Source organism: Citrobacter gillenii (genome assembly GCF_013337685.1).
GTDB classification, from domain to species: Bacteria; Pseudomonadota; Gammaproteobacteria; order Enterobacterales; family Enterobacteriaceae; genus Citrobacter; species Citrobacter gillenii.
In genome coordinates this window covers 126476-140825 of record NZ_SUQN01000006.1, presented here as the reverse complement: position 1 = coordinate 140825, position 14350 = coordinate 126476, and the positions used below count along the sequence as shown (strand labels likewise).

Sequence of the window (14350 nt, the reverse complement as noted above, 5' to 3'; positions counted from 1 at the left end):
CATGAAGAAGGACATCGATCAGGTTTTCTGGCCTGCCTGGCTTGCCGTAAGCCAGCTACGTAGTGGCGCCGACGTAGACGATGGGGCCGCGCTCTATCGGCGCGCCTGTCAGTGGGTTGATTCTGCGCGTGAAGCCTTACGTGAAATGGGATACAGCGATCATAGCGTTGAACACATGCTGTATACGCAATGTGCATTACTGGATGAAAGCGTATTGAACCGTAATCGGCAGGACAGCGGTTATATCACTTGGCTGGCCACACCATTGCAAGCCCGCTATTTCAATACCACCAACGCCGGAGAAGAGCTTTGGGAACGTATCCGTACGGTACTTCGGGAGCCCGTTCCCGATATCGCGGTATTAACCTGTTTTTATCGTGCGGTCACGCTCGGTTTTGTTGGCCGTTATCGTGAGCAGGGAGATGAACGTCGTGAGGATGTGCTTGAAGCGCTGGCGGCTCAGGCTATGCCTTTTAAATTAAAGCACGATGCTCCTGTGGTCATTCGAGCCTCAGGTTTTTCTGGTGGGCAGCGTCGCTGGTGGTCGGCCTGGGTTGTGGGGGCGGTGACGTTAGGCGCCATGTGGCTGGTATTTTCTCACGTCCTGCAGGAGCAGGTTACTCTGCTTATTGGACAAGGTTAAGACATGATCCAGTTGCGAGGGATCGTGAACTACGTGCTGGCAACCGTGTTGGCATTGTTGTTGATCTGGGGATTCAGCCCGGTAAGTACCGGTGTGCGAGGCGGTCTTAGCGTTCTGATTTTGGTGTTGGCCATTCCAGGGATCGTTTATGGCTGGCGTCACTATAGCCAACTTGCATCTGATCATTCGGGTATTGAAGTGCCTCTACCCCCTGAAAGTTTTCAAGGGCCGGTGGTATTGGTGTGTGGTGATAGTGAGCGATTGTTTGTCGCACGGGGGGCTTCTTGTGAAAGCTCACAGGGCTGGTATCTATGCGTCCAGACACCGGAACATTTTGCGGTTCTGGTTCGCCAAATAGCGGTACAACGTCCGGGTCTTCTGATGCGGGTTTCCGTTATGTTGGCGTTGACCCCGGAACAGCATAACGATGAAGACGCGCTTAAGCACATGCTGCTCAGTTGGCGGCGTGTGGTAATGCAGAGTCGGCGTTGGCTATCAGGAATACCACCGTTATGGTTGTGCTGTTGGTTGAATTATCCTGACTGTAAAGAAACTGCGCGCTGGTTTATTCGTACGCCTCAGGATGCGGAGGTGCAGTCTGCCACGGGCTTAGACGATTTTGCCCCATTCTCTTCGGAAGAGCGTCCGGCTCGCCATTTTCATCTTACCCATGCCATATGGCTGGATAACTTATTGAATTGGCTAAAAATCGTGCAAGGCGATGCCGGGCGTAATGTTCCGTCTCTTTTTTCAGCTTTGCGCGTGGTGTGCTTCACTTCTTTAAGCGGCAGAGAAAATAATCTGTGGCAGCAGCATATTGCCAGTCAGACAACGCTTTCTCCTGCAGTGTCTTCTGAATCCGTTTTACTGCCATTTCCGGATCTGGCTTTGTCTTTTTTATCTCGTCGCCGGGCATTAACGGCATTTCAACGCACAGTAGGCGTGAGTGGCTTGCTGTGTGGTGTTTTTGTTGGTCTGGCGATGCTGTTCAGTTTTATCAATAACCAGCATCTGATCAGAGTCACAAACGATCATCTGACTTTATATAGCCGTCTGACTGGCAATCCCGTCGAACCTAAAATTCAGGCTCAGGACCAACTGCGGCGTGATATCGAGCGACTTGATCGTTGGTACCAGCGTGGTGAACCGCTTTCTCTTTCAATGGGCCTATATCAGGGTATGAGACTGATTCCTCCGCTTCGGGCGGCTATCAGTGACTGGGTGCCTCCTGCAAAACCGAAGATCGCAGCACCGCAAACCGTCCGTCTCGACAGTATGTCGCTGTTTGATACCGGCAAATGGGCCTTAAAAGCGGATTCAACCAAAATTCTCATCGCCGCACTGGTCAATATCAAAGCCAAACCGGGTTGGCTGATTGTTGTCGCTGGGCATACCGATGATGTTGGCGATGAGAAATCAAATCAGCAACTTTCTCTCAAACGCGCGGAGTCCGTTCGTGACTGGATGCGTGACACCGGCGATGTACCTGAGAGTTGCTTTGCCGTTCAGGGCTACGGTGAATCGCGCCCTGATAAAACAAACGATACGCCGGAAGGCCGGGCTGCCAACCGTCGTGTAGAAATCAGTCTGGTGCCGCAGGCTGATGCCTGTCGGACGCCGGGTATGAAGGAACCGTCACCGGAAGGCGGTGACGCATTAGCGAAGTAAAAAATGGAGAAAGAATTATGGCTATTCCAGTCTACTTATGGCTGAAGGACGACGGCGGCGCGGACATCAAAGGTTCTGTTGATGTGAAAGATCGTGAGGGCAGTATCGAAGTGGTGGCTCAGGAACATAACCTGTACATCCCTACCGATAATAACACCGGTAAGCTGACCGGGACGCGTATTCATACGCCGTTCATGTTCACCAAGGAAATCGATGCATCCAGCCCGTATCTGTACAAGGCTGTTACCACGGGTCAGACCTTGCGCCAGGCGGAATTTAAATGGTATCGCATCAATGATGCGGGTCAGGAAGTGGAGTACTTCAATACGACTTTGCATAACGTCAAAGTCGTGAAAGTAAACCCAGTGATGCACGACATCAAGGACCCTGCCAAGGAGAAGCACAACCACCTGGAGCAGCTTGAGCTGCGCTACGAGAAGATCGTCTGGACATACAAGGATGGCAATATCATCCATTCAGACGCCTGGAACGAGCGTACTACCGCGTAATACCCAAACGGATGAGGATTTCCTCATCCGTTTTTTTTGCTCTCTGCTGAGCGCTTGGAAAGCACGTTCAGCAGAGAGTGACAACGTCAATATTACCTTATGGGCATTGGATTACGGCCAGGGGCGGTAGCGTGTCTGGATACAGGGAGTCAGGAAGCAAATGGAACATCAGTCAGCAGTGTTATTACGGCGCCTCAACCCTTACTGCGCGCAGGCTCTTGAAGCTGCGGCATCGTTATGTCAAACGCGAGCGCATGCAGAAATTACACCTGAGCATTGGTTACTGAAGTTACTGGAGCAAGGGGAGGGCGATATTACGGTAATCGCTCGGCGCTATGAATGGGATATTGATAATCTCTGGCAGTCGTTGCTGGCACATCTTGATGTCCAGTCTCGTTCCGTTAAAAGCCGTCCGCAGCTGTCAGAACCGCTTATTTCTTTAATGCAACAGGCCTGGCTATGTGCCGCGACGGATGAAAATTCGCAAATACGCGGCGTACATCTGCTGATGGCGCTGGTGGGAAAGCCTTCGCTACTGAAGTGTGATGGTTTGTGGCCGCTTCTGAGCGCCGGGCATACCCAACTGGAACGGCTCCTGCCGTTACTAAATGCCCAGTCGGATGAGCGTCCGGAAAGACAGCAAGAAGCCGCTCTGGCGCAGGTTTTTCCAGATGACGAAGTGCGTCCTGGCCTGGCTCAGTCGACGTTGTCGCCAGCATTACAAGGTGTACTGGATAAATTTACCCTGGACGTGACCGCGAAAGCGCGTGCCGGCGATATCGACCCGGTATTTGGTCGCGATAATGAAATTCGCCAGATGGTGGATGTATTGTCACGTCGGCGGAAAAATAATCCGATTCTGGTCGGTGAGCCAGGAGTGGGTAAGACCGCGCTGGTAGAAGGCTTGGCGCTTCGCATTACTGAAGGTAACGTACCGGATAGCCTGAAATCGGTGACGCTGCGCACCCTGGATCTTGGCCTGCTTCAGGCGGGAGCGGGAGTGAAAGGTGAGTTTGAACAGCGTTTGAAAAACATTATTGATGCCGTGCAGCAGTCCCCAACGCCAGTTTTGCTGTTTATCGATGAGGCTCATACCATCATTGGTGCAGGTAATCAGGCGGGGGGCGCGGATGCGGCTAATCTGCTCAAACCTGCTCTAGCCAGAGGGGAGCTGCGGACCATCGCGGCGACCACCTGGAGCGAATATAAACAATATTTTGAGCGTGATGCCGCGCTGGAACGGCGCTTTCAAATGGTAAAAGTGGATGAGCCGGATGATGAAACGGCTTGTCTGATGCTGCGTGGTTTGAAATCGCGCTATGCCAAACACCACGGCGTGCATATCACCGATGAAGCGGTCAAAACTGCTGTTACGCTCTCCCGCCGTTATCTTACGGGAAGACAATTGCCGGACAAAGCTGTTGACCTGTTGGATACCGCAGGTGCCAGGGTGCGGATGAGTCTTGATACTGTTCCTGAACCCCTCACGCGTTTAAAGTCAGAGATCACCGCGCTTGCAATGGAAAAGCAGGCACTACTTGAAGATATCGCCGTAGGCAATGGTCAACATGCTGAACGACTGACGGCAATTGAACAGCAGGAAAACTGTCTGCTGGTCGAACTTGATGAACGCGAAACCCAGTATGGTCAGGAAATGACCCTCACTGAGCAGCTTATTGACTGCCGTCGTGATATTTCGCGTCAGGCAGAAACGACTGAATTGCAGCACAAGCTTAATGCACTTCAGCAGGGTAATCCTTTGCTGTTTCCGGATGTGGATGCACGTACTGTTGCCACGGTAATTGCTGACTGGACCGGTGTTCCTATTTCCTCATTACTGAAGGATTCCCAGGCCGATTTGCTGACGCTCGAAACCCAAATGGGTAAACGCGTTGTTGGCCAGGAGTATGCGCTGAACGCTATTGCGCAGCGTCTGCGTGCATCAAAAACGGGCCTTACACCGGAAAACGGCCCGCAGGGCGTGTTTCTGCTCACAGGACCCAGCGGGACCGGGAAAACGGAGACGGCACTGGCGCTGGCCGACATCCTGTTTGGCGGTGAAAAGTCGCTGATTACCATTAATCTGTCTGAATATCAGGAACCGCATACCGTGAGCCAGCTCAAAGGCTCACCTCCGGGATACGTAGGGTATGGTCAGGGCGGAATTCTGACGGAAGCCGTGCGAAAACGCCCCTATAGCGTGGTATTACTGGATGAAGTAGAAAAGGCGCACAGGGATGTCATGAACCTGTTCTACCAGGTGTTCGATCGTGGCTTTATGCGCGATGGTGAAGGTCGTGAAATCGATTTTCGCAATACGGTTATTTTGATGACCTCCAATCTCGGCGGCGATTCTGTAATGCAGATGCTGGATGAACAGCCGGAAACGACAGAGTCTGGTTTGCATGAACTACTGCGTCCACTTTTACGCGATCACTTCCAGCCAGCCTTGTTGGCGCGCTTCCAGACCATTATCTACCATCCGCTCAGTGAACCGGCGTTACGTACGATTGTACAGATGAAACTGGATCAGGTTAGCCAGCGATTACTGCGTCACTACGGTATCACCACAACGATATCCGAGAACCTTTTTGATGCCCTGACCGCCGCTTGCCTGCTGCCGGATACGGGGGCGAGGAATATTGACAGTCTACTGAATCAACAAATCTTGCCAGTACTCAGCCAGCAGTTGTTAACGTATCTTGCCGCACAGCAAAAACCTCAGCAGCTTACCTTGGGCTGGAGTGATGAAGGGGGCATTGAGCTCATATTAGATCCCGAATGAGAAAATAAAGTCCAGTGATAAGCATATCGCTGGGCTTTATTTTGTGCTGTGTCGTACCTTTTTCTAAAGGACTAAATATGGATAGTGCAAAAGATATAGCAAAAGATATGCTCGATGCGATTAATGTTGATCATTCTGGTTTTTTAGGTGCTCTGGCAAAAGGATTTATATCATTCCCAGTGAGCATGGGGTATCTGGCCTATGATTTTCTGGATACAGAACATCGTTGGAATAATCAGAATGATACATACAGGTTTGCGTTACTTATTAAGAGAGTAACATTCAATAAGGAGTTGATAGGTAAAGTTATTGGAGTTTTTATTGATGATTTTGCTTCCAGAGTAAATCTTGTTTTAATGGCGGAGAGGGTTTCCGGGAATATTGCAGGGAAAGTGTTATTTTCTAAATTAACTGGCATTAATCTTGGTATTCTGATCTCAGAACGATTGGTCGCTGCGTTTTTTTCAGGTGCTGCTATAGGTACAATTCTTGCAGTGGGGGCGGAGGTATCCAGAGCAATCTATACATCTCGCTATCTTGCCGAAAGAAATCCGTCTCACTATCAAAAGCTAAGAGATCGGGGGGATTTGGATCTTCTTTATTTCCTTGTTGAGGATATTGTGAAACCCTTTGAGAAAGCGATTGATATTAGTAATACAAATATAGATTGTTTTAATGAGGTTTGCCAATGTTTTCTGGATGGTCTGGGAAGTTTAGAAATATAACTATATATTTGATGTATTTTTGTATATTCGCAGTAGGTGATATTTTATGCACTCTGGGTATCGGTTTTTCTATTTGGTTCTTTTTTATTTCTGAAGATAATTATCGATATTTCTGGGGTGCGGTAAGCATTTTATTGATTTTTTTAGGGTACGTTTTGATGCGGCTTTTCTGGCCTCACGTGCGTAGTCATTGGGATGATTATCTATAACGATTTAATTTAACACGAAGGGCGTTGCTTGTCAGTTATCGATATGCGTTTGATAAATGATGTTCTGATTATTTATCGGGGTATGGCGAGCAGTAATTTTCTGATGAATTATAAAGCGCATTTTTTCAACTGATTTTGACGTCGGGCTATTAAACGGAGTTAACCCTATGAATTTGGAACCAGCAACACCAGAAGCCTCGCTTAATCGCTATAGTCTGACTATTTCCTCATGCCCGTATGAATTAGATGTCGAACGTTTTGAGGGGCTGGAGCAGTTAAGCGTCCTTTATCATTATTCAGTCCGGTTTACCTGTGGCACTTCAGAACTGACCGCCGATATGTTCCTGAACCAGCCGGTGTTACTGACGATGAAAGGCGGGGAATTACTCAGTGCCCGGCCGGTGAAGTTTGTGCACGGTGTGGTCACCCACTTCCGGCGTCTGGCGGGGTCGCGGGACCAGGTCAGCCACGAAATCATCGTGGAGCCTTATCTCTCCCTGCTGGATAAACAGTTCCGCACGCACCGTTTCTTCGTGAATAAATCGGTCCCGGAGGTGGTGGGCGAAATCCTGCAGGAGCACGCGCTGCGCGGCTGGGAGTATGAGTTCACGCTGACGCAGAGTTATCCGAAGCGTGAACAGATAAATCAGTATCAGGAGAGTGACCTGGCGTTTATCGAGCGTCTGCTGGCGGAAGTGGGGATATTTTACTTCTTCACACTGCAGCCGGATACGCGCACGGAAGTGGTGCATTTTGCGGACAGGCAGAGTGCGTATGAGTTTGACAAACGGCTGGCGCTGGACAGTCCGTCAGGGATGAGCGACAGCGGGGCAGACTCCGTCTGGAGTCTGAACATCCGGTATCAGGTGGCGGAAGCAGGGGTGACAGCGAAAGATTACAACCACCGTGAAGCGCAGAAAGTGCTGCAGTCGGCGAGGGCGGATATCACCGGCGGTGAAGGCGAGGAAATGCGCTATGGCGAGGTGTATCACTACAAACCGCGTCATCTGGAGGCGGGGGATGCATCCGACCCGGCCCCGGAGACGGCGAACTTTTGGGCGACGCTGGACCATGAGCGTTTTCTTGCGGAGCAGACGCTGATAACGGGTGTGAGTACGGATGCAGGGTTGCGTCCGGGGCAGGTGCTGACGGTAACGGACAGCAGCGTGCCGTCGACGCTGCCGGGCGTGCTGCAGCAGCCGGTGGTGGTCATCCGCACCGGTTTCAGCGGCAGCAGGAAGGATGCGCTGAAAGTGTCGCTGGCAGCGGTACCATACAGTGAGACGCAGTGCTGGCGCCCGTCGCTGAAGCCGAGGCCGAAGGTGAGCGGCACGCTGACGGCGCGGGTCAGCAGCCCGAAGAGCGGGGATATGTATGCTCACCAGACGGCGGAAGGGTTGTACCGGGTGAAGTTCGACGCGGACCGGGACAGCAAACAGCAGGGTTACGAGAGCATGCTGCTGCGCCTGGCCAAACCCTACGGCGGTGACACCTACGGTATTCACTTCCCGCTGATACAGGGTACGGAGGTGGCGGTGGCGTTCCACGAGGGAGACCCGGACCGACCGTATATCGCCCATGCGCTGCATGACTCGCGGCACCCGGACCATGTGACGGACGCAAACAACACGCGTAACGTCATCCGTACGCCGGCGAACAACAAGCTGCGTATGGAAGATAAACGGGGCGAGGAGCACATCAAGCTCAGCACCGAGTACGGCGGGAAGACGCAACTGAACCTTGGGCATAATGTGGATGCACAGCGTGCGCTGCGGGGAGAGGGGGCCGAGCTGCGCACAGACGACTGGGTGGCGGTACGCGGCGGAAAAGGGGTTTTTATCACTTCGGACCGGCAGAGCAAAGCTTCGGACAGGATGCTGGAGATGAAAAATGCTGCCGCGCAAATGGTTCAGGCGCTGTCTGTGAGTGATGCCCTGGCGAATGCTGCCGATATCGCACAGGCCTGGCCGGCAGATTCAGATACAGCAAAGGCACTGAATACAGCGTTAAACACTCTTACTCAGCCAGGGATTGTGCTCAATGCACCGGAGCACATCAGCATCAGTAGTCCGAAGTCGGTGCGTCTGTCATCAGGCAGTGAAAGCGTGGGGCTGGTCGCGGGTGGTAATACAGATATCAGCGTGATGAAGAAATTTACTGCCGTAGCCGGGGAAGCCATCAGTCTGCTGGCCCTGAAGCTGGGTATACGTTTATTTGCTGCAAAGGGGAAGGTTGAAATCCAGGCCCAGGATGACGGGATAGACACCGTGGCGAAAAAGGACATTACCGTCACAAGCGTGGAGGGCAAAGTGGTCGTGACGGCAGCCGACGAGCTGGTGCTCAACTGCGGTGGAGCTTATATCAAACTCAGTGGCGGAAATGTGGAGATAGGCTGTCCAAAAAATATTCTGCTCAAATCTATCAACGTACAGAAATTAATGGCTGCGGATTACGATCTGCCAAAACCAGAGTTACCGAAAGGGTTTAATGATTTTTTTATCGCCAAAGATGAGGATTCCGGAGAGATTATGCCTTTCGTGCCTTATCGAATTAAAACAGGGGAGGGAAACGTATATGAGGGGGTAACGGATGCCGAAGGTAAAACCATTACCGTATATACCGCACAGCCTGAATCTTTAGATATCGAATTACTTTGATTTTTTAATTTTAAACAGGGAGGTGTTTATGGCAACAGGTGAAGAAAAAACTAAAACGTCTGCGCAAGGTTCGGGAAAAGTTGTTAAAGGTAAATACGATCCAGAACTTTATCTCCACCCAGGTAGCGCGACCATACTCTGTGTTGACGCAGGCGCTGAGAAAACAATTAAGGAGGAACATTACTTTTTATCAGGATTACTGGAAAAACAGCTACAGGCACAGAAAGATCTTGATGAAGCCAATTATGCGGCAATTCAACAAGCTGATAGCGTACCAGAAAGACAGCTTCAGAGTAAGGTAACAGAAGCATACGCCGCACTCAATAAAGCCAATAAAGCGTTTCGCCAGGAATTAATGACTCTCACGGCCAATGTCCCTGAAGGGGAACTTTTGGATGAAAAAATGAAGGAGAGTGCCATTGGCATCATGGAGTTAATTCCCCTTAATAAAAACTCTGTCACTGGATTCAAAAAAACTTATATTCGTTCTGATAAGATCAAAGAAGGTTGGCGCAGGTATAAGCTTAGCAATGTTGATAAAAAAACAGGTGAAGCTAGCTTTATTAAGTACCATGACAAAAATATCACTGCGCAAGATAAAAACGGAAAAACTGTTAATAAAACTGTGCGCCAGGCAAAAATAGACCCCCAGGAACTCAAAAAACAGCTGAAAGAAGCCTCTGTTAAATTCAATTTTGATATTTGTGAGGACAGCAACACAATTGTCAGCGATTGGGCAAAAGAGATGAATAAATCGCTGACCTGGCCGAAGGGAGGGAATACTGACGAGTCCGTCTATCATCAGTATGTTGATATTAGCGCTCAGGCCCAGCTCATGCGATTTAGCCATGGTGCAGGGGCATCCGTGGAATTTAATCCACTTCAGGGTAAGGTCGAAGGGAAAATTGAAGGGCACGCCAGCTTTGCGTTAGGTGAAGCGAAAGCAGAAAGCACTCTCTATGTTCCGGACAGATTAGGCATCAGTCTGCTGTTTCCGGCAAAAGCCGATACCCCACAAACACCTGGCGGTATCTGTAATATGGGGGCGCTGCGTTTTGCCCTGAAGATGGTGTTGTCCGGCAGTGTCGGAGCCAGTGTAGCCGTTGAGGTTGGCGCAACGCTCGACTGGAGTGGTGAAATGGGCAAAGGTTACGGTATTAAAGGCCGCCCTGCGGAGCTTCCTCCCCCGCCGCTACCGGGCAAACGAACAATTAATTTACATACTCCGGAAACGCCTGAAGCACAGGGCGGAGGAGAAATCGGCGCTTTTGTGGGTGCCCAGTTCGGGGGCAATATCAGCGGTGCCATAGAATGGTTCGACCCGCATCCTGACGACACGCCTCCGGCTAACGTCGGGAAGACGGACGATAAAACCATCGTCAGTAAAGAACGGAAATTTGCGGCAATTGCGAAGCTGGAACTGGGGGTATCGCTACAGGCGGGTGCCGGGGGAAGTGCGGTTTTCTACGTCACCTACATCCAGGGGCGTTTTCGTATTTTTTGTAAAGCGGCATTTTGCTGGGGAGCCGGTGCAAAGGGGAGTCTGGGGTTCGAGGTTGATAGCGGCTGCTATTTTGCCTTTATGAAAAGCTTTATGTATATGCTGCGCAGCGTTGATTATCAGAAGTTAGCCGACATGATGGAATTAGATGCCTTTCAGGCATTGTGCGCCATCCCCTTAATTATGGCGGCCCGTGGCGTCCAGGCGGCGGTCGTTATGGTCGGTGAGACAACGGATATCGTTTTTCAATTACTTAATGATTTAACTGAGGAAAATAATCGGGTTAAGCTGATGGAGAGTGTGCTGAATAACCCGGATCAGTTTAAATACTCGCCACCGGAAACCAAAGGCGCGCTGATAGCGCAGCTAATGGATATCAATTGGGCAGACCCTCTCGATCCGCGAAACCAAAACAATAACCCGCTCACGTTTAACTCCTGGAAGTTAGGACCAATGAAACGTCGTAAGCAGGCCATCTTCCTGGCGTTGAAATGGGTGCAGAGTAAAGCGGATTACGACAATGTTATGCAGCATATTACTGAAAGTCCGGGGGCGACAAAAGGTGACCGCATTAAAAATGAGCAGACGGTAATTACATTCCTTTCCGATGGTGAGAATGATTCTATATTTTTTACCCATTACGGTAAGAAACTACCTGAGTTATATAGCAATCTTCCTGACTGTATTGCACCAGAAGATCCGTTCAAACCGATACCCGATAAATTAATGGATCAGTATTTAGCGTTGATTGACCTGCAACAGACATATGACCCCATGAGTGATGACGGACAGACCAGAACGGCTTAATTAAGGATATCATAATGAATAAGCAATACTGCGCCGCGCTATTAGTAACAATCATTTTTTGTAATGGCTGTGATAACAGCACCAGTGCTGAAAACCAGCAGCTCACGCAGGCGCTGGTGAAGCGTTCGCTGGATAATATGGTCCCGGTCACGGGCGGTGAGTTTTTAATGGGGGATTTCGGCCCGCTGATTTGGGAAAAACTGCCCTTCAGCATGAACCAGGATGATAAATACCTGCATAAGGTCAGGCTGAGTGACTTTATGATCGGCAAATATAAGGTCACTCATAAAGATTATAATGAGTATATAAAAATCACCCATCATAAAAAGCTCACTTATATTGGTGGTGGAAAGTTACTGGCGGATGACGTGTCCGTCAGCGTCCCCTGGCAGATGGCCAAAGACTACTGCCTGTGGCTGGGTAAAATGTCGGGTAAACGGGTGGATTTACCCACTGAAGCGCAGTGGGAATACGCGGCCCGCTCCCGGGGACAGTATTTGCCCTATGCCACCAGTAACGGAAAAATAGAGCGCGGAGTCAATGTCCCCTCCTTTGATGAAAGAGCAAAAATGAATGATATAGGAGTACCCATTTACCCGGTCGGGAAATATCCCCCCAATCCACTGGGATTGTATGACATGGGACTAAGTGGTCTGGAGTGGGCTAATGACTGGTATGCAGCGGACTATTATGCGCACTCGCCGGTTGATAACCCGCAGGGACCGGAAACCGGCGACAGGAAGGTGTTAAGGGGGTACTCAGGAGGAGATTATCAGGCAGCTCTAACCATGTTTCGTAAGTCGAACTTTCCATCTCCGCTTTGGGACGGGCATAAGGCTGAGGATAATAAATTCCCCCCCAATTATGGCTTTCGCTGCGTGGTGAATAACGGATGACGGCGCATATTCTGAAGTTTCTTACCCCGGGAATATTTTTGCTGCTACTGACCGGCTGTGATAACAGCACCAGTGCGGAAAACCAGCAGCTCACGCAGGCGCTGGTGAAGCGTTCGCTGGATAATATGGTCCCGGTCGCGGGCGGTGAGTTTTTAATGGGGGATTTCGGTCCGCTGATTTGGGAAAAACTGCCCTTCAGCATGAACCAGGATGATAAATACCTGCATAAGGTCAGGCTGAGTGACTTTATGATTGGCAAATATAAGGTCACACATAAAGATTATAATGAGTATATTAAAATCACCCATCGGAAAAAACTCGTTTATCTGTGGAAGGGAAAAGTACTGGCGGATGATGTGTCCGTCAGCGTCCCCTGGCAGATGGCCAAAGACTACTGCCTGTGGCTGGGTAAAATGTCGGGTAAACGGGTGGATTTACCCACTGAAGCGCAGTGGGAATACGCGGCCCGCTCCCGGGGACAGTATTTGCCCTATGCCACCAGTAACGGAAAAATAGAAGAGGGTGTCAATGTCCCAACCTCTGATGAAAAATTGAAAATGACTGGTACGGGATTTCCTTACTACCCGGTCGGGAAATATCCCCCCAATCCACTGGGATTGTATGACATGGGACTAAGTGGTCAGGAGTGGGTTAATGACTGGTATGCGGCGGACTACTATGCGCACTCGCCGGTTGATAACCCACAGGGACCGGAGAGTGGCGACAGGAAAGTGCAGAGGGGCTATGCGGGAGGGGATTATCAGTATGCCCTGACCATGTTTCGAGAGTCAGATTTTCCTTCTCCGCTTTTAGACGGGCGTAAGACTGAAGATAATAAATTCCTCCCTAATTTTGTTTTTCGCTGCGTGGTGAATAACGGATGACGACGCATATTCTTAAAGTTATCACCCCAGGAATATTTTTGCTGCTACTGACCGGCTGTGATAACAGCACCAGTGCTGAAAACCAGCAGCTCACGCAGGCGCTGGTGAAGCGTTCGCTGGATAATATGGTCCCGGTCACGGGCGGTGAGTTTTTAATGGGGGACTTCGGTCCGCTGATTTGGGAAAAACTGCCCTTCAGCATGAACCAGGATGATAAATACCTGCATAAGGTCAGGCTGAGTGACTTTATGATTGGCAAATATAAGGTCACTTATAAAGATTATAATGAGTATATAAAAATCACCCATGGCAAAAAGCTTACTTATATCTTTGATGGAAAGTTACTGGCGGATAATGTGTCCGTCAGCGTCCCCTGGCAGATGGCTAAAGACTACTGCCTGTGGCTGGGTAAAATGTCGGGTAAACGGGGGGATTTACCCACCGAAGCGCAGTGGGAATACGCGGCCCGCTCCCGGGGACAGTATTTGCCCTATGCCACCAGTAACGGAAAAATAGAGCGCGGAGTCAATGTTCCCACCTTTGATGAAAGAGCAAAAATGAACGATGTAGGGATATCGATTTACCCGGTCGGGAAATATCCCCCCAATCCACTGGGGTTGTATGACATGGGGCTAAGCGGTGATGAATGGGCTAATGACTGGTATGCGGCGGACTACTATGCGCACTCGCCGGTTGATAACCCACAGGGACCGGAGAGCGGCGACAAGAAAATTATGAGGGGATACTCAGGAGGAGATTATCAATATGCCCTGACCATGTTTCGTAAGTCGAGTCTCCCTTCCCCACTTTTTGACGGGCATAAAGCAGAAGATAACGAATTCCCTCCCAATTTTGGCTTTCGCTGCGTGGTGAATGTGAAATAGCTTTCAGATAGATTGCGGAATAATAGATAAGTTTATCTGGCTCATTCGTTAAATAAATGAAAACTATCTTTTGCTCGGGTGGTGGTCAAAAAAAGTTACTCTCTAATTATTCGTGGTTTATTGGTGTGTTATATTAATTGCGTTAACGGCGTGACAAAATACATTAAGGTAAATGTATTTAT

10 protein-coding genes are annotated in these 14350 nt (G+C 50.0%); all 10 read left to right on the top strand.

The annotated features are described in order from the left end of the window. The first annotated feature begins 1 nt into the window (after position 1). The 10 genes from tssL to FCH32_RS15090 all read left to right on the top strand — a co-directional run bounded on the left by tssL (position 2) and on the right by FCH32_RS15090 (position 14168). A complete protein-coding gene (tssL, locus tag FCH32_RS15135) occupies positions 2 to 643 on the top strand; it encodes a type VI secretion system protein TssL, short form (RefSeq protein ID WP_117342663.1) in 642 nt (213 codons plus the stop codon). A 3-nt stretch (positions 644 to 646) separates the two neighbouring features. Beyond that, positions 647 to 2311 (top strand): OmpA family protein, encoded by a 1665-nt coding sequence (locus tag FCH32_RS15130; RefSeq protein ID WP_174361156.1) that lies wholly within the window; start codon positions 647 to 649, stop codon positions 2309 to 2311. Positions 2312 to 2328: 17 nt separating this feature from the next. Then, positions 2329 to 2820 (top strand): type VI secretion system tube protein TssD, encoded by a 492-nt coding sequence (tssD, locus tag FCH32_RS15125; RefSeq protein WP_117342662.1) that lies wholly within the window; start codon positions 2329 to 2331, stop codon positions 2818 to 2820. A 160-nt stretch (positions 2821 to 2980) separates the two neighbouring features. Further along, a complete protein-coding gene (gene tssH / locus FCH32_RS15120) occupies positions 2981 to 5605 on the top strand; it encodes a type VI secretion system ATPase TssH (RefSeq protein ID WP_174361155.1) in 2625 nt (874 codons plus the stop codon). A 77-nt stretch (positions 5606 to 5682) separates the two neighbouring features. Further along, a complete protein-coding gene (locus tag FCH32_RS15115) occupies positions 5683 to 6330 on the top strand; it encodes a hypothetical protein (protein ID WP_153880004.1) in 648 nt (215 codons plus the stop codon). Between the two features lie 376 nt (positions 6331 to 6706). After that, a complete protein-coding gene (locus FCH32_RS15110; protein WP_174361154.1) occupies positions 6707 to 9196 on the top strand; it encodes a type VI secretion system Vgr family protein in 2490 nt (829 codons plus the stop codon). 28 nt (positions 9197 to 9224) lie between these two features. Further along, entirely contained in the window at positions 9225 to 11504 is a 2280-nt protein-coding gene (locus tag FCH32_RS23245) for a hypothetical protein (protein ID WP_244958427.1), read from the top strand. Beyond that, positions 11504 to 12400 (top strand): formylglycine-generating enzyme family protein, encoded by an 897-nt coding sequence (locus tag FCH32_RS15100; protein WP_420838403.1) that lies wholly within the window; start codon positions 11504 to 11506, stop codon positions 12398 to 12400. The genes FCH32_RS23245 and FCH32_RS15100 overlap by 1 nt, the downstream gene beginning before the upstream one ends. Further along, entirely contained in the window at positions 12397 to 13284 is an 888-nt protein-coding gene (locus tag FCH32_RS15095) for a formylglycine-generating enzyme family protein (protein WP_174361152.1), read from the top strand. The genes FCH32_RS15100 and FCH32_RS15095 overlap by 4 nt, the downstream gene beginning before the upstream one ends. After that, positions 13281 to 14168, top strand: a complete 888-nt coding sequence (locus tag FCH32_RS15090) for a formylglycine-generating enzyme family protein (protein WP_174361151.1) — start codon at positions 13281 to 13283, stop codon at positions 14166 to 14168. Before FCH32_RS15095 ends, FCH32_RS15090 begins: the two co-directional genes overlap by 4 nt. Positions 14169 to 14350: the final 182 nt, after the last annotated feature.

Bases quoted from the DNA above. Each gene is read 5' to 3' on its own strand.
- FCH32_RS15115 (WP_153880004.1), top strand. From the start codon at position 5,683: ATGGATAGTGCAAAAGATATAGCAAAAGATATGCTCGATGCGATTAAT.
- FCH32_RS15110 (WP_174361154.1), top strand. From the start codon at position 6,707: ATGAATTTGGAACCAGCAACACCAGAAGCCTCGCTTAATCGCTATAGT.
- FCH32_RS15095 (WP_174361152.1), top strand. From the start codon at position 12,397: ATGACGGCGCATATTCTGAAGTTTCTTACCCCGGGAATATTTTTGCTG.
- FCH32_RS15090 (WP_174361151.1), top strand. From the start codon at position 13,281: ATGACGACGCATATTCTTAAAGTTATCACCCCAGGAATATTTTTGCTG.
- FCH32_RS15130 (WP_174361156.1), top strand. From the start codon at position 647: ATGATCCAGTTGCGAGGGATCGTGAACTACGTGCTGGCAACCGTGTTG.
- tssH (WP_174361155.1), top strand. From the start codon at position 2,981: ATGGAACATCAGTCAGCAGTGTTATTACGGCGCCTCAACCCTTACTGC.
- FCH32_RS23245 (WP_244958427.1), top strand. From the start codon at position 9,225: ATGGCAACAGGTGAAGAAAAAACTAAAACGTCTGCGCAAGGTTCGGGA.
- tssL (WP_117342663.1), top strand. From the start codon at position 2: ATGAAGAAGGACATCGATCAGGTTTTCTGGCCTGCCTGGCTTGCCGTA.
- tssD (WP_117342662.1), top strand. From the start codon at position 2,329: ATGGCTATTCCAGTCTACTTATGGCTGAAGGACGACGGCGGCGCGGAC.